The organism is Umezawaea tangerina, assembly GCF_003002815.1.
In the GTDB taxonomy this organism is placed as follows: Bacteria; Actinomycetota; Actinomycetes; order Mycobacteriales; family Pseudonocardiaceae; genus Umezawaea; species Umezawaea tangerina.
Map to the genome: position 1 here is coordinate 260883 of NZ_PVTF01000010.1, position 24799 is coordinate 285681.

General features: G+C 71.4%; 10 protein-coding genes. 9 read left to right on the forward strand and 1 reads right to left on the reverse strand.

Annotation, left to right across the window (positions count from 1 at the left end; all coding sequences use genetic code 11):
• Window positions 1-445: 445 nt before the first annotated feature.
• Entirely contained in the window at window positions 446-2038 is a 1593-nt protein-coding gene (locus CLV43_RS31750) for a tryptophan halogenase family protein (RefSeq protein ID WP_106191756.1), read from the reverse strand.
• A gap of 329 nt (window positions 2039-2367) precedes the next feature.
• Between CLV43_RS31750 and sbnB the strand changes: the two genes are divergently transcribed.
• The 9 genes from sbnB (at window position 2368) to CLV43_RS31795 (ending at window position 24797) form a co-directional block, all read left to right on the forward strand.
• The gene (gene sbnB / locus CLV43_RS31755) at window positions 2368-3399 is read left to right on the forward strand and encodes a 2,3-diaminopropionate biosynthesis protein SbnB (RefSeq protein ID WP_106191758.1); all 1032 of its coding nucleotides are present in this window, start codon (window positions 2368-2370) and stop codon (window positions 3397-3399) included.
• 33 nt (window positions 3400-3432) lie between these two features.
• Window positions 3433-4440, forward strand: a complete 1008-nt coding sequence (gene sbnA, locus CLV43_RS31760) for a 2,3-diaminopropionate biosynthesis protein SbnA (protein WP_106191760.1) — start codon at window positions 3433-3435, stop codon at window positions 4438-4440.
• Window positions 4437-19460 (forward strand): non-ribosomal peptide synthetase, encoded by a 15024-nt coding sequence (locus CLV43_RS31765; protein ID WP_106191761.1) that lies wholly within the window; start codon window positions 4437-4439, stop codon window positions 19458-19460. The genes sbnA and CLV43_RS31765 overlap by 4 nt, the downstream gene beginning before the upstream one ends.
• Complete coding sequence (locus CLV43_RS31770; protein ID WP_245887131.1) at window positions 19457-20314, forward strand: ABC transporter permease; 858 nt, start codon at window positions 19457-19459, stop codon at window positions 20312-20314. The genes CLV43_RS31765 and CLV43_RS31770 overlap by 4 nt, the downstream gene beginning before the upstream one ends.
• Window positions 20315-20339: 25 nt before the next feature.
• On the forward strand, window positions 20340-21563 hold the full coding sequence (locus CLV43_RS31775; protein ID WP_106191763.1) for a cytochrome P450: 1224 nt from the start codon (window positions 20340-20342) through the stop codon (window positions 21561-21563).
• A gap of 89 nt (window positions 21564-21652) precedes the next feature.
• The gene (locus tag CLV43_RS31780) at window positions 21653-21871 is read left to right on the forward strand and encodes an MbtH family protein (RefSeq protein ID WP_106191765.1); all 219 of its coding nucleotides are present in this window, start codon (window positions 21653-21655) and stop codon (window positions 21869-21871) included.
• Window positions 21872-21904: 33 nt separating this feature from the next.
• Window positions 21905-22846, forward strand: coding sequence for an ATP-binding cassette domain-containing protein (locus CLV43_RS31785; protein WP_106191766.1), 942 nt, complete (start codon window positions 21905-21907; stop codon window positions 22844-22846).
• Between the two features lie 161 nt (window positions 22847-23007).
• Complete coding sequence (locus tag CLV43_RS31790) at window positions 23008-24285, forward strand: cation:proton antiporter (RefSeq protein ID WP_106191768.1); 1278 nt, start codon at window positions 23008-23010, stop codon at window positions 24283-24285.
• Window positions 24282-24797, forward strand: a complete 516-nt coding sequence (locus CLV43_RS31795) for a flavin reductase family protein (protein ID WP_211304641.1) — start codon at window positions 24282-24284, stop codon at window positions 24795-24797. The genes CLV43_RS31790 and CLV43_RS31795 overlap by 4 nt, the downstream gene beginning before the upstream one ends.
• The last annotated feature ends 2 nt before the right edge of the window (window positions 24798-24799 follow it).

Genomic DNA, 24799 nt, shown 5'->3' on the forward strand with positions numbered 1-24799 from the left:
ATAGAGCTGTCTTGACAAGCAAGATCAAGCAGGAGGGCGCTGTGGATCGGGGGCAGAGGGGAAGTCTGGCTTCGCCAGCATCAGGCTTCGCCTGACTCAAGCATCCTCGGCTCCGCCGTCGGACAAGGCATCCGCGCTTCGCGTCGGACAGGGCATCCTTGCTGCGCGGCGGACAAGGCCCCAGGCGCTCCGCGCCGGATGCGCGTTGGCGGGCTTCGCCCGACGACGGATCCTCGGCTTCGCCGTCGGACGAGGCGTCCTCGCTGCGCGTCGGACAAAGCGGGTGGGCGCTCCGCGCCGGATGCGTGCTGGCGGGCTGCGCCCAACGTGGTGTTGTGCTCGGCTTGGCCGTCGGACGAGGCGTCCTTGCCTGCTTTGCGTTTGACCAAGACGTGCCGAAGCCGGAGCGGGTCGGGGGACCGCTCCGGCTTCGGGTTTTCTTTTCCTACTTGGCGTGCAGCTGCTTGAGGTAGTCGTAGGTGGTGGGGAGGGTCTTCAGGAGTTCGGCCTGCTTGCGCTTGATGTCGGCGAAGACGTGTTCCGCCGAGTCGAGCATGGAGGGGTGGTGGGTGAGCTTGGTGAGGGTTTGCTGGGGGTCGAAGCCGAGGCCGGTGAAGACGCAGTAGTAGCTGGCGTTGGTCCAGAAGTTGCGGAACTCGGCGTCGAAGTTGCCGTAGTAGGTGCTCTCGTCGGTGACGGGCATGTTGATGGGGAGACCCGCCTTGTACATGCGGATCTTCTCCTTGATGTCGTCCGCGAGCACCAGGTCCTTGCAGGCGCGCCAGAACTCGGTGTCGTTGCGGGCGGCCAGGCTGAAGTGGGCCTGGAGGAAGTCGCGGGAGTCGTCGAACATGGTGTTGATCTCCGCGTTGAAGCGGTCGGCGAAGATCGGGTCGAAGTTCTTGTCCGGGAAGTGCTTCGCGAGCTGGTAGAGCGCGGCGGTGATGAAGTAGATGCCGGTGGACTCGAGGGGCTCGAGGAAGCAGGAGGACAGGCCGATGGCGGCGACGTTGCGGACCCAGGTGCGGCGGTTGCGGCCGACGCGGAACTTGATGTGGTTGAGCTTCTGCTCGCTGGGGTCGAGGCCCCACATGTCGCAGAACTCCTGGGTGGCGGCGTCCTGGGTGGTGAAGCGGCTGGAGTAGACGTGGCCGGTGCCGAAACGGCCCAGCATGGGGATCTTCCAGGTCCAGCCGTTGGTCATGGCGATGGAGCCGGTGAACGGCTCGACGCCGTTGGCCTCGTCGTCGTGCGGCACCTGGGTGGCGACGGCGCGGTCGTTGAGCAGGTGGTCGCTCATGTCGAGGAACGGCTCGCGCATGACGCCGTTGATGAGCAGGGCGCGGAAACCGGAGCAGTCGACGAAGAAGTCGCCCTCGATCTTGCGGCCGCCCTTGGTGTTCAACGCGGTCACGTGGCCGCGGGTGTCCACGTCGGCGTCGATGAACTCGTCCTGGATGTGGATCGCGCCCTGCTTGTTGGTCGCGAACTTGCGCAGGAACTCGGCCACCAGCGCGGCGTCGAAGTGCCACGCGTAGTTCGTCCACTTGGTGCCGTCGGCGAACCGCGGCGCCAGCTTCGCGTCGAGGATCGGGGGCTCGCGGTAGCAGGCGTAGTCGAACGCTTCGGTGGTCTGGCCGGTGAGGCGCTTGTGCGACCAGTACGCCGACAGCGGCTCGTTCTCGTGGTTGGGCAGCAGACCGAACAGGTGGTAGTAGTGGTCGGTCGTGTCGCGGTAGGGCCGGGGGTTCGCGTCACCCCTGCCGCCGGTGCGCCAGTTGGTGAACTTGATGCCCATCTTGAAGCTGGCGTTGCACTCCCGCATCCAGTCCTCCTCGGCCAGGCCGAGGAAGTCGAAGAACACCTTGTGCAGGTTCGGGACGGTCGCCTCGCCGACGCCGATCCTGGGGACCGACGGTGCTTCCAGCACGGTGATCTTGACAGCGGGGCCGAGCGCCTTGCCGAGGTAGGACGCGGTCATCCAGCCCGCCGTGCCGCCACCCAGGACGACGACATTCTTGATCCTGCGATCTTCCATCGAAGACGATCCTTCCTGTCCGCACACGACAAAAGTCGCGGATGTGAATTGTTGATGGGGGCGCGACGGCAGTCCGGTAAATGGCGCGCTCTACTGGGATCAAACATAAGCACCGTCGAGTGAGCCTGTCAATGTTCCGCCCACGTTGCGCGCGAGTGGACAACTCGATTTTCTATATATTTTCTCTAGTCGACCCCCGGTGGACCGGTAACCGCAGGTAGGTCGGTTCGTCAGCCCTGTGTCAGCGCCTCGTCAGCCCTGGTCGGCAGCATATTCATCAGGTCGCCGCGGTACGTTGCCGCGGTTAGCGCAGAGGAGCGTGGGTACACATGTCGGATCTGACTCCGACCTTCGCGGTGATTTCCGGCGCTCAAGTCCACGAGGTATTGCAGGGTCGCGACAAGCACCTCCTGGATTTGGTCGAAGCGGCCTACCGGCTGCACGGGTCCGGGGACACCGTGAACCCTCCTTCGTATTTCCTGCGTTTCCCGCAGGACCCCGCGTCGCGCATCATCGCCCTGCCGGCCTCGGTCGGCGGTGACATCGGCGTGCACGGCGTGAAGTGGATCTCCAGCTTCCCTGCCAACGTGGAACGGGGCATCCCGCGCGCCTCGGCCGTGCTGATCCTCAACGACCAGGAGACCGGTTACCCGATCGCCTGCATGGAGAGCTCCATCATCAGCGCGGTGCGCACGGCCGCGTCGGCCGCGCTCGCCGCCGACTGGCTGACCCGCGACCGGGGCAGGCCGACGAAGGTCGGTTTCATCGGCACCGGGCTGATCGCCCGCTACATCCACACCTACCTCACCGGCAGCGGCTGGTCGTTCGACGAGGTCGGCATCCACGACCTCAGCGCCGAGCACGCCGCCGGGTTCCAGGGCTACGTCGAGTCCACCGGTGACGGCACCGTGCGGATCCACGACAGCGCCGAGAGCCTGATCAGGGCTTCCGACCTCGTGGTGTTCGCGACCGTCGCGGGCGAGCCGCACATCACCGACCCGACGTGGTTCGAGCACAACCCGCTGGTGCTGCACGTGTCGCTGCGCGACCTCTCCCCGGAGGTCGTGCTGTCGGGCACGAACATCGTCGACGACGTCGAGCACTGCCTCAAGGCCAACACCTCGGTGCACCTGGCCGAGCAGGCGGAGGGCAACCGCGACTTCCTGTCCGGGACGCTGTTCGACGTGATGACCGGGGCGGCGCGGCTGCCCGCGGACAAGCCGATCTTCTTCTCGCCGTTCGGTCTGGGTGTGCTGGACCTGGCCGTCGGCAAGTTCGTCCACGACGAGGTGGGCCGCGCAGGCGACCTGACCCACGTGGACGACTTCTTCTATGACCTGCATCGCTACGGGAAGCGATGAGTCGCTGCTGGTCGATCTCGTAGGAGTCGGTTCATGCCAGTCATATCCACGCCGCAAGAGTTCAACGTGGACGATCTGTACGTAGATCTCCGGACGCTGTCCGGGCACCCGTTGTACCTCAAGTGCGAGGGCTTCAACTTCGCCGGGTCCATCAAGCTGAAGGCCGCGACCGAGATGGTCGCGACCGCCGTGCGCAACGGGCAGCTGCGGCCGGGGGACACCCTGGTCGAGAGCTCGTCGGGCAACCTCGGCGTCGCCCTCAGCCTGGTGGCCGCGAGCCAGGGCTACGGGTTCCTCTGCGTCACGGACACGCGGTGCACGCTCGCCGCGCGCCAGCTGATGCAGTCGCTCGGCACGCAGGTGCACGTCGTCACCGAGCCGCACCCCGAGGAGGGGCTGCTCGGCGCGCGCATCCGGTTCGTCGAGCGGATGCGCCGCGAGCGGGGCTACGTCTGGCTCAACCAGTACGCCAACCCCGGCAACGCGATGGCGCACTACCTCACCACCGGGCCGGAGATCCTCAAGAGCTTCCCCGAGGTCGAGGTGCTCTTCATCGGCGCGGGCAGCACCGGCACGCTGATGGGCTGCTCGCGGTACTTCCGGGAGAACCGGCCGTCGGTGCGGATCGTGGCGATCGACAGCGTCGGCTCGGTGACCTTCGGGACGCCCGCCCAGCCGCGGATGCTGCCGGGCCTGGGCACCAGCGTGAGACCGCCGCTGCTCGACGAGTCCATCGTGGACGAGGTCGTGCACGTGGCGGAGATCGACACCGTGCGGGCCTGCCGGATGCTGGTGCGCCACGGTTTCCTGTTCGGCGGGTCCACCGGAACCGTCATCAGCGGGGCGATGGACTGGCTCGCGCGCAACCGGCCGGACGACGGGCTCTCGGCCGTGGCGATCTCACCGGACCTGGGTGACCGGTACCTGGACACCATCTACCACGACCAGTGGATCGCGGACATCTACGGCGCCGAAGTGCTGGCGGAGAACGGATCCCGACTGTCGGCCCCTCCGACGGCCATCTCAAGGAGAAGCTCATGACCGCAGCGGCGAGTCTGCCACTGTCCGCTGGTCAGGCGGAGATCTGGTTCGACGAGAAGTTCCACGGACGCGGTGTCGCGTACAACTCCGCCGGATACCTGGACATCCGGGGTCCGCTGGACGTGGACGCGTTCCGCGCGGCGGCGCGGCGGCTGGTCGTCGAGGCCGAGTGCACGCGCACCCGCTACGTCGAGGTCGACGGCGCGCCGCGGCAGGTCGTCGAACCGCTGACCGAGGTCCCGCTCGTGTCCCTGGACATGAGCGAGGCCGAGGCCGTCGAGTGGATGGCCGCCGACCTGGCGAAGCCGTTCACCCTGGACGACTTCCCCATGTTCCGGCTGGCTGTGTTGTCCGTCGGCGGAGCCGACAATCGGACCGCAGTCGGCGGAGAGGCGGAGGAGGGACAGCGGCACTTCTTCTACATGTGCATCCACCACCTGCTCTGCGACGGGTACAGCCAGGTCGTGTTCTGGCGCAGGCTGGCGGAGATCTACCAGGCGCTGGTCGAGGGCCGTTCGGTCGTCGAGGGCCAGCTGCCCCCGCTCAAGGAGCTGCTGGACGCCGAGAAGGCCTACACCGACTCGGTGTGGTTCCAGCGCGACCGCGACTTCTGGGCCGCGCGCTTCGAGCAGGCGCCGGACCTGCCGAGCCTGTCGCAGCGCGTGCAGACCGGCACGGCGGTGCGCGGGTTCCTGCGCCGCACCGCCGTGGTCCCGGCCGCGACGGCCACCGCGCTGCGCGACCTGGCCCGCCGGTCGACCTCGACCTGGCCCGCCGTCGTGCTGTCCGCGGTCGGCGTCTACACGCAGCGGATGACCGGTGTCGGCGACGTGCTGCTGACGCTGCCCGCGACCGCCAGGATGGGCGCCTCGATGCGCGCCATCCCGGGCATGATCGCGAACTACCTGCCGCTGCGCGTCCGGGTCCGCCCCGACGCCACCAGGGCGCAGCTGCTCGCGCAGACCTCCCGCGAGCTGGCGCAGGTGCTCAAGCACCAGCGCTACCGGGTGAGCCGGATCCGCCGCGAGATGGGGCTGTCCTCGGAGGACCGCAGGCCGTTCGGCCCGTTCGTCAACATCCTCCCGCAGCAGACGGAGTTCGCGCTCGGGGCGTGCGACGTCACGGTCAACAACCTGTCCACCGGGCTCATCGAAGACCTGATGATCACCGTCGTGGACGCGCCCGACGGCGGCACCGAGGTGCACGTCAACGGCAACCCCGAGCTGTACACGGCGCAGGAGGTCGAGGACCACCTGGCGCGGTTCACCGCGTTCCTGGCCACGTTCGCCGCCGTCGCCGACGACGTCCCGCTCGGCCGCGTCGACGTGGTCGGCGCGTCGGAGCGGTCGGGCTGGCTGGAGCGGTCCGGCACGTTCGCCGAGGGCGCGGACGCCGACCTCGTCGAGTCGGTGCGCGCGCACGCCGCGGCGCACCCCGACGCGCTCGCCGTCGTCGAGGACGACTCCGCGACCACGTACGCCGCGCTCGTCGCGCGGGCCAGCGCGCTGTCCCGTCGGGTGACCGCCGACCTGGTCGGCGTGCTCGCCGCGCCCGGCGCCGGGTTCGTGTCCGCGGTGCTCGGCGTGATCGGGGCCGGTGGCGCGTACGTGCCGCTGGACACCCGCGCGCCGGTGCGCCGCAGCGCGGAGCTCTTGACCGACAACGGGATCCGCACGCTGGTGGTCGACCCCGAGCACCGCGTGCTCGCCGAGGAGATCACCGCCGCCGCGGGGCACCCGATCGGCCTGGTGGTGCTCGACGGCGCCGAGGACGACGTGCTCGTGCCGGTGCTCGGCGCCCCGGAGGACCTGGCGTACGTGATCTTCACGTCCGGGTCGACCGGCAAGCCCAAGGGCGCCATGGTGCACCGCCGCGGCATGGTCAACCACCTGCTCGCCAAGATCGACGACCTCGCCCTCGTGGCGGCGGACTCGCTGGTGCAGAACGCCCCGCTCACGTTCGACATCTCGGTCTGGCAGATGCTGGCGCCGCTGGTGGTCGGCGGCCGGGTGCGCGTGGTGACCCGCGAGACCGCGGCCGACCCGAACGCGTTGTTCCCGCTCGTGGCCGACGAGTCCGTGACGGTGCTGGAGGTCGTGCCGTCGCTGCTGCGCGCGGCGCTGGACGCGTGGGACGTCGTCGGCGACCGCCCCCGGCTGCCCTCGTTGCGGCGCCTGGTGGTCACCGGCGAGGCGCTGCCCCCGGACCTGTGCCTGCGCTGGTTCGCGCGGTTCCCGACCATCCCGCTGGTCAACGCCTACGGGCCGACCGAGTGCTCCGACGACGTGACGCACGCGACGATCACCGTGGACACCGTCGTCGGAGACGACAATCGGACTGGAGGGTGGCTTCCTCCTCGCGTCCCGATCGGCCGCGCGGTGCGCGGGACCCGGCTCTACGTGCTGGGCGACGACCTCGGCCCGGTGCCGCCCGGCGTCGCCGGTGAGCTCTACGTGGGCGGGCTGGGGGTGGGCCGCGGCTACCTGCGCGACCCCGCCCGCACCTCGACCACGTTCGTCCCCGACCCCTTCGCGGGCTCCGGTCTCCGGATGTACCGCACCGGGGACCGGGTGGTCCGCAGGGAGGACGGGCAGTTGGAGTTCGTGGAACGCCGCGACCACCAGGTGAAGGTGCGCGGCCACCGGATCGAGCTCGGCGAGATCGAGTCGGCGCTGCGCGGCCTGCCGCACGTCGGCGACGCGGCCGTGGCGGTCGTCACCGACCCCGTCGGCAACAAGAGGCTGGTCGGCTACCTGGTGGCCGACAACGGGACCCCGGTCGACACCGCCGACGTGCGCGAGCGGCTGGGCGGCCTGTTGCCCGAGTACATGGTGCCCTCCACGCTGCTGGCGCTGGACTCGATGCCGCTGACCGCGCACGGCAAGGTGGACCGCAAGGCACTGCCCGCCCCCGACTTCAGCGCGGGCCCGCGCGGTCGGGTCGCCCGCAGCCACGAGGAGCGGGTGCTCTGCGAGGTCATGGCCGAGGTGCTGGGCCTGCCCGAGGTCGGCGTCGAGGACAGCTTCTTCGCCCTCGGCGGCGACAGCATCAGCTCCATCCAGGTCGTCAGCCGCGCCCGCCGGGCCGGTCTGCTGATCACCTCGCGCGACGTGCTGCGCCACCGGTCGCCCTCGGCCATCGCCGCGATCGCCCGCCCGGCGGGTGCCGCGGCCGTCGCGACCGCGGACGACGGCGTCGGCGAGGTCGAGCTGACCCCCATCGCCCACCAGCTCCGCGAGGACCTGGAGTCGCTGACCGACCGCACCCGCCAGTACAGCCAGTACGTGGTGCTGCGGGTGCCGACCGGCCTGGACGCGGCCGCCCTCACGACCGCGCTCCAGGCCGTCCTCGACCACCACGACGGCCTGCGCACCCGGCTCTCCGTGCCGGTCGACGGCCTGTGGTCGCTGGAGACCCTGCCGGCCGGCGCGATCAGCGCGGCCGACGTGCTCACCGTCGGCGCTTCGTCCGATGTGGACACCGAGGTCGCCGCCGCGCGCGCCCGGCTCGTGCCGGAGGAGGGCCGGGTCGTCCAGGCGGTGCTGCTGGAGTCCCGCCTCGTCCTGGTGGTCCACCACCTGGTGGTCGACGGCGTGTCGTGGCGGATCCTGGTGCCGGACCTGAAGGCGGCCTGGGAGGCCGTGGTCGCCGGTCGCGCGATCGCGCTCGACCCGGTCGGCACTTCGTTCCGCCGCTGGGCCAAGGTGCTCTCGGAGAAGGCCCGCACCGCCTCCCGCACCCGCGAGCTGCCGCTGTGGATCGAGCAGGTCAAGCCGGACGACCCGCGGCTGGGCTCCCGGTCGCTCGACCCGGAGCTGGACACCTACGGCACGGCCAGGTCGCTGCGCGTGGTGCTGCCGCCCGAGACGACCTCGGCGCTGCTCACCACCGTGCCCACCGCGTTCCACGGCGAGATCAACGACGTGCTGCTCGCGGGCCTCGCGCTCGCGGTGGCCGAGTGGCGGCGCAAGCGCCTGGGCGGCACGGGTTCCGGTGTGCTGGTCGAGGTCGAGGGCCACGGACGCGAGCAGCTCGACGACGACCTGGACCTGTCCCGCACGGTCGGCTGGTTCACCAGCGTGTTCCCGCTGCGCGTCGACCCCGGCGAGGTGGACCGCGCCAGCGCGGGCATCGCGATCAAGCGGGTCAAGGAGCAGCTGCGCGCGCTGCCGGACCGCGGCCTCGGCTTCGGCCTGCTGCGCCACCTCAACCCGCAGACCGTCGGCGCGCTGGCCAGGTTCGCCGTGCCGCAGATCGGCTTCAACTACCTCGGCCGCTTCGCCGCGGGCGACACCGCGGCCCCGTGGTCGCTGGAGGGCGGCGACTCCGTCGTCGGCACCGGCGTCAGCCCGGACATGCCGCTGCGGCACGTCCTCGCGGTCACCCCGGTGACCGAGGACCGGCCCGACGGCCCGCACCTGGTCGCGGACTGGCTGTGGGCGGGCGACCTGCTCTCCGAGTCCGATGTGGACGACATCGCCCGGTCCTGGTTCCGGGTCCTGGAGTCGTTCGTCGCGCTGCCCTCCGCCGGTGGGCACAGCCCGTCGGACTTCCCGCTCGTCTCGCTGACCGAGGACGAGATCGAGGAGTTCGAGCGCGACTCCGGTGGCGTCGACGACGTGCTCCCGCTGTCGGCGTTGCAGAAGGGCCTGCTGTTCCAGGCGGAGTACGACAAGCAGGGCAGCGACGTCTACACGCTGCAGGCGGTCGTGGACGTCGAGGGCCCGCTGGACGTGGTGGCGTTCCGCGCCGCCGCCGAGGCGGTCGTCCGGCGGCACCCCGCGCTGCGCGCGTCCTTCCGGTCGCGCCCGGCCGGTGACGCCGTGCAGGTGATCCAGGCCGAGGTCTCCCTGCCGTGGCAGGAGGTCGACCTCACCGGCATGGCCGACGAGGACGCCGTGACCGAGCTGGCCAGGATCACCGACGCGGACTGGGCCGAGCGGTTCGACATGACCGCGCCGCCGCTGATCCGCTTCACCGTCGTCCGGCTGGGCGACGAGCGGTTCCGGCTGCTCTGGGCCGTGCACCACATCCTGGTCGACGGCTGGTCCATGCCCATCTTCGCGCGCGAGCTGTTCACGTTGTGCGCCAACGGCGCGGACGTGTCGGCGCTGCCGCCGGTGGCCCCCTACCGGGACTACCTGGCGTGGCTGGGCGCGCAGGACGACGAGGCCGCGCGCACCGCGTGGCGGGCGGCTTTCGACGGTTTCGGCGAGGCCAGCAAGCTCGGCCCGGCCGAGCGCGACCGCGTGTCGGTCATGCCGGAGTCGCTGGTCGTCGACCTGCCCGAGGACGTGACGCACCGGCTGTCGTCGTGGGCCCGCGCCCGCGGCCTGACGCTGAACACCGTCATGCAGGGCTGCTGGGCGGTCCTGCTCGGCAGGCTCACCGGCAAGCGCGACGTGGCGTTCGGCGCGGTCAGCTCCGGTCGCCCGGCCGAGCTGGCGGGCATGGAGTCCATGGTCGGCCTGTTCCTCAACACGCTGCCGGTCCGGGTCCAGCTCGACCCGAAGGCGTCGCTCGCGGACCTGCTGGCGCGGTTGCAGGAGGACCAGTTCGACCTGGCCCCGCACCACCACTTCGGCCTGGCCGACGTGCAGCAGCTGGTCGGCGTCGGCGAGCTGTTCGACACCGTGGTCAGCTTCCACAACTACCCGCACGACGTGGACGACCTGAGCGACCTCATCCCCGGCGTGCGCGTGGTCTCCGCCGACGGACGGCTGGTCGCCGAGTACCCGTTCGCGCTGTCGGTCTACCCCGGCAAGCGCTTGCGGCTGCTGGCCCAGTACCGCTCGGACTCCTTCGACGAGCCCGCGGTCGAGTCCATCGTGGACCGGTTCCGGATGCTGCTCACCTCGCTGGTGACCGACCCCGACCGGCCGCTGGCCCGGATCGACCTGCTCGACCGGGTCGAGCGCGACCTGATCCTGGGGCAGTGGGCGGGCAATCCGGCGCCGATCGCGGCGGACGTGGTGCCCGAGGTGTTCCAGGCCCGTGCGGCGGCGGCGCCCGACGCGACCGCGGCCGTGTTCGAGGGGACGAGTCTGTCCTTCGCCGGGCTCAACGCCCGCGCCAACCGGCTCGCCCGGCTGCTCATCGGCCGCGGGATCGGGCCGGAGCAGGTCGTCGCGCTGGCGTTCCCGCGGTCGCTCGACGCTCTGGTGGCCGTGCTCGGCGTGCTCAAGGCCGGTGCGGCGTACCTGCCGATCGACGCCAAGTACCCGGCCGACCGCGTCGACTACATGGTCGCCGACGCCGTCCCCGCCGTGCTGCTGTCCACCACGGCGGTCGCCGACGGCCTGACCGTCACCGGCGCGCCGGTGCTCGCGATCGACGGGCCGGACCTGGTCGCCGAGCTGGAGGCGCTGCCGTCGCACGACGTCACCGACGCCGAGCGGGTGGAACCGCTGCGGCAGAACCACCCCGCGTACGTCATCTACACCTCCGGCTCGACCGGCAAGCCCAAGGGCGTCGTCGTCGACCACCGCGGGTTCGTCGCGATGGCGGCCAGCCTGATCGAGAAGTTCGACATCACGCCGGACACCAACGTCCTGCAGTTCGCGTCCTACAGCTTCGACGCCACCGTCTGGGAGTTCGCGCTCCCGCTGCTCGCCGGTGGCACGGTCGTGGTCGCGGGCGACGAGGCGCGGGCACCCGGACAGCCGCTGGTCGACCTGATCACCGGCAACCGGGTCACGCTGGCGGCGCTGCCGCCCGTGGTGGCCGGTGGGCTGGCCGAGGGCACCGTGCTCCCCGACGACCTGGTGATCGTGGTCGCGGGCGAGGCCTGCCCGCCGGAGGTCGTGGCCCGCTGGTCGGCCACGCACCGGATGTTCAACGGCTACGGCCCCACCGAGTCCGTGATCGCCGCGACCGTCGGCGGTCCGCTGTCGGGCGGCGGCCGTCCGCCGATCGGCACGCCGACCTCGGCGCACCGCGTCTACGTGCTGGACTCGGTGCTCCAGCCGGTGCCCGCCGGCGTCGTGGGCGACCTGTACGTCAGCGGCGGCCTGGCCCGCGGTTACCTCAACCGCCCCGAGCTGACCGCGGAGCGTTTCGTCGCCGACCCGTTCTTCGGGCACGGCGAGCGCATGTACCGCACCGGCGACCTGGTGCGCTGGCACGCCGACGGGCAGCTGGACTACGTCGGCCGTGCCGACGACCAGGTGCAGCTGCGCGGGTTCCGCATCGAGCTGGGCGAGATCGAGTCGGCGCTGGTGTCGCACGCCTCGGTCAGCCAGGCCGTCGCGATCGTCCGCGAGGACCCGACCGGCGACAAGCGGCTGGTGGCCTACGTGGTCGTCGACGAGGGCACGACCGTGCCGGTCGGCCTGCGCGAGCTGCTGGTGGAGTCGCTGCCGGAGTACATGGTCCCGTCCGCGATCGTGGTGCTGGACGAGATCCCGCTGACCCCGCAGGGCAAGGTCGACCGCAAGTCGCTGCCCGAGCCCGACTTCGCCGGGCAGGGCCGCGGCCGCGGTCCGCGCACGCCGGTCGAGGACATCCTGTGCGGCATCTTCGCCGACGTGCTCGACCTGCCCCAGGTCGGCATCGACGACGACTTCTTCGCACTGGGCGGGCACTCCCTGCTCGCCACCCGCGTGATCAGCCGGGCCCGCGCCGCGCTCGGCGTGGAACTGCCGATCCGCGCGCTGTTCGAGACCCGCACGGTCGCCGGTGTGGCCGAGCAGGTGCACAGCGTCGCGGCGGCCGGTCGTCCCGCGCTGGTCCCCGCGGTGCGCGGCGAGGACGGCGTCGTGCCGCTCTCGTTCGCCCAGCAGCGCCTGTGGTTCCTCGACCGCCTCGAAGAGGGCGTGACGGGCACCTACAACGTGCCGCTGGCCGTGCGGCTGGTGGGCGACCTGGACGTGGACGCCCTGCGCGCCGCCCTGCACGACCTGGTGGTGCGGCACGAGATCCTGCGCTCGGTGTTCCCGGACGTGGAGGGCGAGCCGTTCCAGCGGGTGCTCGACGCGCCGGAGGGCTACCCCGAGCTGCCGCTCAAGCGGCTGTCGGAGGCCAAGCTGTCCGACGCCATGACGGCCGAGGCCGACCTGTCGTTCGACCTGGCCACCGAACCGGTGCTGCGGTCGCGGCTGTTCGCGGTCTCGCCCACCGAGCACGTGCTGCTGCTGGTGATCCACCACATCGCGTTCGACGGCTGGTCGATCGCACCGCTGGTGGGCGACCTGGGCTTGGCGTACAAGGCGCGCAGCACCGGGCAGGCGCCCGAGTGGGAGCCGCTGCCCGTGCAGTACGCGGACTACGCGGTGTGGCAGAAGGAGCTGCTGGGCGACGACGCCGACGAGGAGAGCCTGCTGGCCCACCAGCTGGCCTACTGGACCGGCGCGCTGGCCGACCTGCCGGAGGAGCTGGAGCTCCCCACGGACTTCCCGCGTCCCGCCGTCAGCAGCTACGACGGCGACGAGCTGGAGTTCGCCGTGGAGCCCGAGCTCTACCGGGCGCTGGTCGCGCTGGCCCGCGACTCCGGGGCGAGCATCTTCATGCTCTTCCAGGCCGCGCTGTCCGCCCTGCTCACCAAGCTGGGCGCGGGCACGGACATCCCGCTCGGCAGCCCCACCGCGGGCCGCGCCGACGAGGAGCTGGGCGAGCTGGTCGGGTTCTTCGTCAACACCCTGGTCATGCGCACCGACACCAGCGGCGACCCGAGCTTCCGCGACCTGGTGCACCGCGTCCGCGACACGAACCTGGCCGCCTACCAGCACCAGGACGTGCCGTTCGAGCATCTCGTGGACGCGCTGAACCCGGTGCGCTCGCTCAACCGGCAGCCGCTGTTCCAGGTCATGCTCACGTTGCAGACCAGCGAGGACGCGCCGCTGCTGCTGCCCGGCCTGACCGGTCGGGTCGAGCCGGTGCGGTCGCTGCGGTCGAAGTTCGACCTGACCGTGCTGCTGGAGGAGCAGTACGCCGACGGCCTGCCGGCCGGGATGCGCGGCATCGTCGAGTACAGCACCGACCTGTTCACCAGGGCCACGGCGGAACGCCTGGCGCAGCGGCTGGTCCGGTTCCTGCGGACCGTCGTCGCCGACCCGACCACGAGGCTGAGCCGGGTGGACGTGCTGGACCCCGGCGAGCGCGACGAGCTGCTCGCCATCGGCACCGGCGCCGTGCGACCCGAGCTGTACGAGGGCGTGGTGGAGCGGGTCCGCGGGTTCGCACTGTCCACTCCGGACGCCCTCGCCGTGGTCGACGACGACGCCGAGGTCACCTACGAGTCGCTGGTCGGCCGGGCGAGCGCCCTGTCGCGCCGGGTCTCCGGTGCCGACCTGGTGGCCGTGCTGGCCGCGCCCGGCATCGGGTTCGTGACCGCCGTGCTGGGCGTGCTCGGCGCGGGCGGCGGCTACGTGCCGCTGGACGTGGCCGCGCCCGTGACGCGCATCGCCGCGCTGCTCACCGACAGCGGCGCCACCCGCCTGGTCGTCGACGACGCCCACCGCGCGCTGGCCGCCGAGATCGTCGAGGCGGCCGGGAGCCCGGTCGACGTGGTCGTGCTCGACGGCGCCGAGGACGCGCCGAACGCGCTGGCGCCGGCTCTGGGCGCGGCCGACGACCTGGCGTACGTGATCTTCACGTCCGGGTCGACCGGCAAGCCCAAGGGCGCCATGGTGCACCGCCGCGGCATGGTGAACCACCTGCTGTGCAAGGCCGAGGACCTGGAAGTGTCCTCTGTGGACAAGCTGGTGCACAACGCGCCGGTCACCTTCGACATCTCGGTCTGGCAGATGCTCACGACGCTGCTCGTCGGCGGCACGACCCGCGTGGTCGGCCGCGACACGGCCGTCGACCCGGACCTGCTGTTCGCCACCATCCCGAACGAGGGCGTCACGATCCTGGAGGTCGTGCCGTCGCTGCTGCGGGCAGCGCTGGACTCGTGGGACGTCACCGGCGAGGTGCCCGCGCTGCCCGGCCTGAAGTGGCTGGTCGTCACGGGCGAGGCGCTGCCGCCCGACCTGTGCGGCCGCTGGTTCGAGCGGTTCCCGGACATCGCGCTGGTCAACGCCTACGGGCCCACCGAGTGCTCCGACGACGTCACGCACGCCGTCATCACCAAGGACGACGTCGACGGAGCCGACAACGGGACGACAGCGTGGGCGTCCTTCAAGGTCCCGATCGGTCGGGCCGTGCGCAACACCAGGCTCTACGTGCTCGGCGACGACCTGCGCCCGGTGCCCGCCGGCGTGGCCGGTGAGCTGTACGTCGGCGGTACCGGCGTCGGCCGCGGCTACCTGGACGACCGCACCAAGACCGCGCTGGCGTTCATGGCCGACCCGTTCGGCGAGCCCGGCGCGCGGATGTACCGCACCGGCGACCGGGTGGTGCTGCGCCCCGACGGGCAGCTGGAGTTCCTGGAGCGCCGCGACCACCAGGTGAAGATCCGCGGCCACCGCATCGAGCTGGGCGAGGTCGAGGCCGCGCTGCGGACCGCCGACGTCGTCGGGGACGCCGCCGTCGCGGTCAGCTCGGACCAGGGCGGCCACAAGCGCCTGGTCGGGTACGTGGTCCCGGCTCCCGGTGACACCGGTCTGGACGTCGCCGTGGTGCGCAAGCACCTGGCGCAGGCGCTGCCGGACTACATGGTGCCGTCGGCGATCGTGGTGCTCGACGCGCTCCCGTTGACCCCCAACGGGAAGGTGGACCGCAAGGCGCTGCCCGCGCCGGACCTCGCGGCCCAGCCGCGGGCCCGCGGTCCGCGCAACCCGGTCGAGGAGATCCTCTGCGGCGTGTTCGCCGAGGTGCTCGGCGTCCCGGAGGTCGGGGTGGACGACGACTTCTTCGACCTGGGCGGCCACTCGCTGCTGGCCACCCGCGTGGTCAGCCGGGTCAGGACCGTGCTGGACGTGGAGCTCCCGGTGCGCTCGCTGTTCGAGGCGCGCACGGTGGCCGGGCTGGCGAGGCTGGTCGCGGACGCCGACGGCGCCCGACCCGCGCTGCGGGCCCAGGAGCGCGACGGCGACGAGGGCCTGCCGCTGTCCTACGCCCAGCGGCGGCTGTGGTTCCTCAACCGGATGGAGGAGGAGTCCACCGGCACCTACAACATCCCGCTCGCGGTCCGGCTGACCGGTGAGCTGGACGTCGAGGCGCTGACCGGCGCGCTCGGGGACGTGGTGGCGCGCAACGAGATCCTGCGCACCGTGTTCCCGGACGTCGACGGCGTCCCCTACCAGGAGGTGCTGCCCCCGAGCCCGGTCGTGCTGACCGTGCGCGAGCTGGGCGAGGTGAACCTGTTCGCCGCCGTGGCCGCGGAGATCGACCGCGGCTTCGACCTGGCCGCCGACACCGCGATGCGCGCCAACCTGTTCGTGCTCGGCGAGCACGACCACGTGCTGGTGCTGGTGTTCCACCACATCGCGTTCGACGGCTGGTCGACCGCCCCGCTGGCCCGCGACCTGGCCTCGGCCTACGAGGCGCGGCGCGCGGGCCGGGCCCCGCGGTGGAGCCCGCTGCCCGCCCAGTACGCGGACTACGCGGTGTGGCAACGGGAGTGGCTCGGCTCGGAGACCGACCCGGACAGCGTGCTGTCCGCCCAGCTGGCCTACTGGACCGAGGCGTTGGCCGGGCTGCCCGAGGAGCTGGAGCTGCCGACCGACTTCCCGCGTCCGGCGATCAGCAGCTACGACGGCGACGTGCGCCAGTTCGCGGTCCCCGCGGACCTGCACGCCGGTGTGGTGGCGCTGGCCAGGGAGACCGGCGCCAGCGTGTTCATGGTGCTGCAGGCCGCGGTGTCGGCCCTGCTCACCAAGCTGGGCGCGGGCACGGACATCCCGCTGGGCAGCCCGATCGCGGGACGCACCGACGAGGCGCTGCACGACCTGATCGGCTTCTTCGTCAACACCCTGGTGCTGCGCACGGACACGGCGGGCGACCCGACGTTCCGCCAGCTGCTGCACCGGGTCCGCGAGGCCGACCTCGGCGCCTACGCCCACCAGGACCTGCCGTTCGAGGCGCTGGTGGAGGCGGTCAACCCGACCCGTTCGCTCTCGCGGCACCCGCTGTTCCAGGTGATGCTCTCGTTCCAGAACAACGACGAGCCCGCCGACGCGATGCCCGGCCTGGAGAGCGGCGTCGTGCAGATGAAGGCGACGCGCTCCAAGTTCGACCTGGAGTTCGAGCTGGTCGAGCAGCACGAGGACGGCACGCCCGCGGGCATGGACGGCGTGCTGGCCTACCGCACGGACCTGTTCACCGGGCAGACCGTGGACGAGATCGGCGAACGGCTGGTGCGCCTGCTGCGCGCCGTCGTCACGACCCCGGACGCGCCGCTGAGCGAGGCGGACGTGCTCAGCGCCGAGGAGCGGCACCGGATCCTGGTGGAGTGGAACGACACCGGCCGCGCGATCAGCGCGACCGTGCTGCCGGACCTCATCTCCGCGACCGCGCAGCGCAGCCCGAACGCCACCGCGGTGATCGCGGGCGACGTGACGCTGACCTACCGGCAGCTCACCGCGCGGGCCAACCGGCTGGCGCGGGAGCTGATCGCCAGGGGTGCCGGGCCGGAGCGGGTGGTGGCCATCGCGCTGACCCGCAGCGCCGACCTGATCGTGGCGGCGCTCGCGGTGCTCAAGTCCGGTGCCGCGTACCTGCCGATCGACCTGGACCACCCGGCCGACCGGGTGCGGTACATGTTCACCGACGCCAAGCCGGTGCTGGTGATCACCGACGAGTCCGCGCGGGCCAAGCTGCCCGAGCTCGGCGGCACACCGAGCTTCGTGCTCGGCGGCGCCGAGGCCGAGCGGGCGCTGCGCAGGCGCGGCGGCGCGGTGGACGTCACCGACGCCGACCGCGACGGGTTCCTCAAGCCGAACAACCCGGCGTACGTCATGTACACCTCCGGGTCGACCGGCAGGCCCAAGGGCGTCGTCATCCCGCACGAGGCGCTGGCCAACCTGATCACGGACATGTGCCACCGGCTCTCGATGACCAAGGCCGACCGGCTGCTCGCGGTCACCACGTTCGGCTTCGACATCTCCAACCTGGAGATCTTCGTGCCGCTGGTGGCGGGCGCGAAGCTGATCGTCGCGGACCGCGACACCGTGCGCGACCCGGTGGTGCTCGGCGAGCTGATGGTGTCCAGCCGCACGTCGGTCATGCAGGCCACGCCGAGCCTGTGGCAGGCGCTGGTGGGCATCACGCCGGAGTCGCTGCGCAAGGTGCGCGTCGTGATCACCGGCGGCGAGGCGCTCAGCGAGTCGCTGGCCGACCAGCTGCGCGCCGCGGCGCACGAGGTGCGCAACATGTACGGGCCCACCGAGACCACCATCTGGTCCACGGTGTCCGATGTGGACACGGCCGCGCCCGGTGCGCCGACGATCGGCCGTCCGATCAGCAACACCAAGGTCTACGTGCTCGACAGCGCTCTGCGGCCGGTGCCGCCGAACGTGCCGGGCGAGCTGTACATCGCCGGAGACGGGCTGGCGCGGGGCTACCTCAACCGCACCGACCTGACCTCAGAGCGGTTCCTGGCCAACCCCTTCGGGGAGCCGGGGTCGCGGATGTACCGCACCGGCGACGTGGTGCGCTGGGACAGCCACGGCGAGATCGAGTTCCTGGGCCGCAAGGACCACCAGGTCAAGGTGCGCGGCCACCGGATCGAGCTCGGCGAGATCGAGGCCGCCCTGCGCGCCGAGGCCGCCGTGGTCGACGCGGTCGTCACCGTGGGCACCGACGCCGGTGGCCACAAGCGCCTGGTCGGCTACGTCCTGGTGCCCTCGGGCGAGCTGGACACGGCCGCGGTGAAGCGCTCGCTCGGCGTCTCGCTGCCCGAGTACATGGTCCCGGCCGCTCTCGTGGTGCTGCCCGCGTTCCCGTTGACCCCCAACGGGAAGGTGGACCGCAAGGCGCTGCCGGAACCGGACTTCGGCACCAGGACGCCGACCCGCGAGCCCAACACGCCCGCCGAGCACCTGCTGGTCGAGGTGTTCTCCGACGTGCTCGGCGTCAGCGGGGTCCGGATCGACGACGACTTCTTCGAGCTGGGCGGCCACTCGCTGCTGGCCACCGGTGTGGTGAGCAGGGCGCGCAAGTCCGGGCTGCGGCTGACCATCGCCGACGTGTTCGTGCACAAGACCGTGCAGGCGCTCGCGGCGGCGGCCCAGGAGGAGCCCGACAGCGAGGCGGCGTCCGGCGCGGCCTCGGTGGCCAGGGTGCTCGACGAGATCAAGGAGCTGGAGCAGGAGGACCCGTTCGCCACCGTGCTGCCGATCAGGCCGGAGGGTGACCGGACGCCGTTCTTCTTCGTGCACAGCGGCCTGGGCTCGGCGCTGCCGTACGTGGGGCTGACCCGCTACATCGACGAGGGGCATCCGGTCTACGGCCTCCAGTCGCCCAGCGTGGGCCGGATGGCGCCGCTGCCGCGGTCGATGGAGGAGGTGGCCGCGGAGTACATCGGCTACCTCAAGGAGGTGCGCCCGGAAGGGCCGTACAACCTGCTCGGCTGGTCGTTCGGCGGTGTGCTGGCGCAGGAGATCGCGGTGCGGCTGCAGGAGGCGGGTGACGAGGTCGGGCTGCTGGTCAACCTCGACGGCTACCCGCACCGGCCGGGGCACGGCGACGAGGAGGTCGACGACCACGAGCAGCTGCTGCGGGTCATGGAGGTCATCGGCCACGACCGCGCCGAGTTCGCCGGTCGCGACCTGACCGCGCGCGACGTCGTCGACGAGCTGCGGCGCGACCGCAACCCGTTGGCGGAGCTGGGGGAGGAGCGGCTCCTCGCGATGCTCGCGGTGGTGCGCAACCACGGCAAGCTCATGGAGCGCTTCGTCCCGAGCCGCTACACCGGCCCGATGCGGCTGTTCGCCGCCGTGGAGGACCTGACCGAGGACGAGGTCGGCGAGCTGACCGCGGCCTGGGCCCCGCACGTGGACGGGGAGATCGAGCTCCACCGGGTCCACTGCGGACACGAGTACATGATGCACCCCGAACCTCAGGCGCTGATCGGGGCAGCGATCGCGGCGGACCTCCGCCGGGTGCACGAAGCCGAGATCGGAGATGGGGAATCGTGAGCACCACCACCGTCGTCGGAGACGACAACCGGAAGCTCGAGGTCGTGCGGCCCGGTACGCCGCCCGCCCCGCTGGCGGCGATCACCGAGGTGCTCGCCATCGGCGGGAGGCGGCTGCGCCGCCTCAAGCGCAACCCCGGCAGGCTCGTCGGGATCACGCTCAACCCGCTGATCACGATGATCGCGCTGGGCTACCTGTTCCAGAGCGCCATCGAGATCCCCGGCAGCAACAACTACATGGAGTTCATCTTCGCGGGCGTCGCGGCGCAGGTCGGGCTGGCCAGCATCGGCCCGACCGCCGTGGCGGTGTGCCTCGACCTGCAGGGCGGCCTGATCGACCGGTTCCGCTCGCTGCCGATCTCGCGGTCGGCGGTGCTCATCGGGCACACGCTGGCCGACCTGGTGATCACGCTGATGGGCCTGGCGATCGTCGTCGGGGTGGGCATGCTGTTCGGCTGGCGGTCGCACAACGACCCGCTGTCGGTGCTCGCCGGGTTCGCCCTGCTCGCGGTGTTCATGTACACGATGCTCTGGGTCGGCGTCCTGCTCGGCATGGCGTCGAAGAACCTGGAGACCATCGAGTCGGTGTCGGGCATCGTCGCCGTCGTCTTCTCCTTCATGTCCAACGGCTTCCTGTCCGTCGACAAGCTGCCCGGCTGGATCCGCCCGATCGCCGAGTGGAACCCGGTCAGCGCCGTCATCACCGCGCTGCGGCACCTGTGGGGCAACCCGGTCACGGTGGCGCCCAGCTTCCCGTCCGAGCACCCGACCGCGGTCATCGCGATCTCGCTCGGCCTGCTGTTCGCGGTGACCACCGTGCTCAGCGTCCGCCGCTACCGCACCGCCTCCGCTTGACCTCCTGCCGAAGGACCTGGACGAGATGACCACTGACTCCCGAGCCGTCGTCGACGCGACGACGCTCGACCTGGCCGACCCGCAGACCTACATCGACGTGGACCCGGTGTGGATGTGGCGCGAGCTGCGCGAGCAGAGCCCCGTGCACTGGAACGAGCCCAAGGGCGGCGTGCCCGGCTTCTGGGCCGTGACCAGGTACGCCGACGTCGTGTCGGTGTACAAGGACACCAAGAACTTCACCTCCGAGCGCGGCAACGTGCTCTCGACGCTGCTGCAAGGCCACGACTCCGCGGCGGGCAAGATGCTCGCGGTCACCGACGGCGCGCACCACCGGGCCGTGCGCAACCTGATGCTGAAGTCGTTCTCCCCGCGCCTGCTGGAGCACGTGGCCGAGCTCGTCCGGCAGCGCACCCGCGGCCTGTTCGCGGGGGTGGTCGGCAAGGGAGCGTTCGACTTCGCCGCGGACGTCGCGGACAACATCCCGATCAACACGATCGGGGACCTGATGGACGTGCCGCAGGCGGACCGGCAGCAGCTCGTCGAGTGGAACAACAAGACGCTCGCGAGGCACAGCTCGGAAGACGGCGAGATGGAGGAGTGGCTCGCCCGCAACGAGATCCTGATGTACTTCGGCGGCCTCGCCGAGGAGCGCCGCCGAAACCCCGGTGACGACGTGGTGTCCGCGCTCGCCACCGGACTGGTCGAGGGCAGGCCGCTGCCCGACGACGAGATCGTGTTCAACTGCTACAGCCTCATCCTCGGAGCCGACGAGTCCAGTCGGATGTCCTCCATCGGGGCGATCCGCGCGCTGGCGGAGAACCCCGACCAGTGGCGGGCGCTCAAGAACGGTGACGTGAGCATCGAGAGCGCCACCGAGGAGGTGCTGCGCTGGACCACCCCGGCGATGCACTTCGGCCGCCGGGCGGTCGCCGACGTCGAGGTCGGCGGCAGCACCATCCGCGACGGCGACGTCGTCACGCTCTGGAACAGCTCGGCGAACTTCGACGAGGACGTGTTCCCCGGCGCGGAGCGGTTCGACCTGGCCCGCACCCCGAACAAGCACCTCGCGTTCGGGTTCGGCCCGCACTTCTGCCTCGGCGCCTTCCTCGGCCGTGCGCACGTCGGCGCGGTGCTCCAGTGCCTCCGCGACACCGTGTCGGAGATCCGCCTCACCGGTGAGCCCACGCGGCTGTACTCGAACTTCGTCTACGGCTACAGCGGTCTGCCCGTCGAACTCGTCGCCAACTAGATCAGGAATCCGTCAGTGCCCGGTCAGCGCCCCCGGACAGCATTGGCCGCGGGGCACCGGGGAAGTTACGAGCCAACGGGAGTGCCGAAGTGACGAACCCCTTTGACGACCAGAACGGGTCGTTCCTAGTGCTGGTCAACGACGAAGGCCAGTACTGCGTGTGGCCCTCGTTCGCCGAGGTGCCCCCCGGCTGGACCGTGGCGCTCGGTGAAGGCCCAAGAGAAGCAGCGCTGTCGTACGTGGAGGAGAACTGGACGGACATGCGTCCCAGGAGCCTCCGCGACCAGTCCGCCACCCGCGCGGGCTGACCCCGGTTCGGTTCGAGTAGGCGAGGAGTGCACGTGGACGTCGCGATCCAGGTCGAAGGCCTGACGAAGCGGTACAACGAGCACCAGGCCCTGGGCGGTATCGACCTCACGGTCCGCCAGGGTTCGGTGCTGGGGCTGCTCGGCCCCAACGGCGCGGGGAAGACGACCGCCGTGCGCGTCCTCGCGACGCTGCTCGAACCCGACGGCGGGCGCGCGCTGGTCGCGGGCTACGACGTGGTGAAGCAGCCCATCGAGGTGCGCAGGCGGATCGGGTTGGCCGGTCAGTACGCCGCCGTCGACGAGCTGCTCACCGGCCGCGAGAACCTGGTGCTGCTGGGCACGCTGCTGCACCTGGGCCGGGCGGGCGCCCGCCGCCGGGCGGCGGAGCTGCTGGAGCGGTTCGACCTGACCGCCGCCGCGGACCGACCGGTGGAGACCTACTCCGGCGGCATGCGGCGCAGGCTCGACCTGGCCAGCTGCCTCATCGCCGACCCGGCCGTGCTGTTCCTGGACGAGCCGACCACCGGTCTCGACCCGGCCAGCAGGCAGTCGCTGTGGAACACCGTGCGGGGCCTGGTGTCCGACGGTGTCACGGTGCTGCTCACCACGCAGTACCTCGAGGAGGCCGACTACCTCGCGGACCAGATCGTGGTGATCAACTCCGGCAAGGTCATCGCCGACGGCACGCCCGACGAGCTCAAGCGCAAGGTCGGCCAGGAATGGCTCGAGGTCGTCGTGGCGCTGCCCAACACGGTCGAGGCGGCGGTGCGCGTGCTCGCGCCGATCGCCGTCGACCACCCCACCTCCGACCCGGTCAAGGGCGTCATCGCGCTCCAGCTGCGCGACGGCATGGACGGCATCGCCGCGGCGGCGGTGGCGCTCAAGGACGAGGGCATCGACGTGGCGGACTTCGCCATGCGGCGCCCGACGCTCGACGACGTCTTCTTCAACTTGGTGGGCCATCCCGCCGAGTGAACTGTCACCATGAGTAGCAGTCGACACACGGGGAGTGTGAGCATGTTCAACCACCCGAGGACGACCACCCGTCGGATCGAGAACTTCTCCGGGAGCCGCGCCCTGTCGATGGTCCGGCAACCCTCCCCGTCCGCTGGCGGTGGTGCGCGGGGGCGTGCCTGATGGGCGCGCACCTGCTCGTCGGGGCGCACGTGGTCGCGGTGCTGGCGGTCGTGCTGGCCGCGGCTCTGCTGGGAAGGGTGGCGGCGCGCGCCGCGCGCCAGCCCGAAGTGATCGGCGAGATCCTCGCGGGCATCCTGGTGGTGCCCGTCGTGGCCGCCGTCGCCGGACACGGTGCGCTGGCGGCCCTGCTGCCGCCCGACGTGCTCGGCGTCCTGAAGTACATCGGCAAGATCGGCCTGGTGCTGTTCCTCGTGGGCGTGGCCCACGAGCTGCGGCGGGGCAGCGGGGGACTGGGGCCCCGCTCCGTCGGCTGGGTGGCGATCGGCTCGTTCTTCCCCGCGCTCGCGGCGGGGTTCCTGCTGGCGGGCTGGGTGCTCTGGTCGGGTGACGACGCGTTGCGCGGCACCGCCCCCGTCCTGTCCCTGGTCCTGATGATCGCCGTCGCGCTGAGCGTGACCGCCGTCCCGGTGCTCGCCCGGATCCTCGAGGACCGCGACATGATGGCGGGCCGCAACGGCAAGCTCTCGATGGCCGCGGCCGTGTTCACCGACTCGACCGCCTGGCTGCTGCTCGTCGTCGCGATGGGCACCGCCTCCGGTGGCTGGACCGGCGTCGTCCGCTCGCTGGCCGTGCTCCTGGCGGGTGTCGTCATCGCCGTGCTCGGCCGGGTCCTGCTGCGCGGCAGCACCTCCAGCGCCCTGGCCGCCCGGATCCCGAAGCTGCTGTCGGTGGGGGTCGCGGTCGTCGCGCTCGTGCTGGCGATCCAGATGGAGCACTGGGGTCTCACCGCGGTGTTCGGCGCGTTCGTGGTCGGCCTCGCCATGCCCAACGGCGAGGGCGCCGAGCGCTGGGAGGCCGTCACCCGGCCGGTCGCCTCGCTGGGCAGGCTGTTCGTCCCGGTCTTCTTCGTCGTCGCGGGCATGGGGCTGTTCGCGACCCCGACCTCCTCGATGCCGTGGCTCGCGGTCGTCCTCGCGACGGCGCTGGCGATCGTCGGCAAGGTCGGCGGCGGTTACCTGGGTGCCCGGCTCGGCGGGGAGGACCGCCGCGACTCGGTCGTCATCGGCGTGCTGATGAACACCCGCGGTCTGACCGAGATCGTGGTGCTGCAAGCGGGGTACAGCGCGGGCCTGCTCACGGCAGGGCTGTTCCTGGCGCTCGTGGTCATGGCGCTCGTGACCACCGCTCTCACCGGACCACTGCTCTCGCTCATCGACCTGCGCGCCCGCCGGACGGCGTCGTTGCCGGTACTCGAACTGCAAGGTGGTAGGCAATGACGCAGTCACCGACCCAATCGCTGACCGACCTGCCCATCGCGGACTTCCGTTCGCTGATGGCCCGGTTCCCCACCGGTGTCGCCGTCGTCACGACGACGGGCGACGACGGCTCGCCCCGCGGGATGACCGTCTCGTCGGTCTGCAGCGTCACGCTGAGCCCGCCGACGCTGCTGGTGTGCCTGCGCAGCGGCAGCCCGACGCTCGACGCGATCCTGGACCGCTCGACCTTCACGGTGAACTTCCTGCACGGCCGCGCGCAGACGGTCGCGGAGCTGTTCGCCTCGGGTGCCCCGGACCGGTTCGACCTGATCCCGTGGGAGATGCCGCCCGCGGCAGGGGGTCCGCACCTGCACGAGGACGCGCACTCGACGGCGGACTGCCGGGTCAGCCGCACCGAGCAGGTGGGCGACCACATCGTGGTGTTCGGCGAGGTCTTCAACGTCGCCGAGCGCCACGAGCACGGCCCGCTGGTCTACGGCCTGCGCGAGTACCACTCCTGGCCGGGCCGCTGACG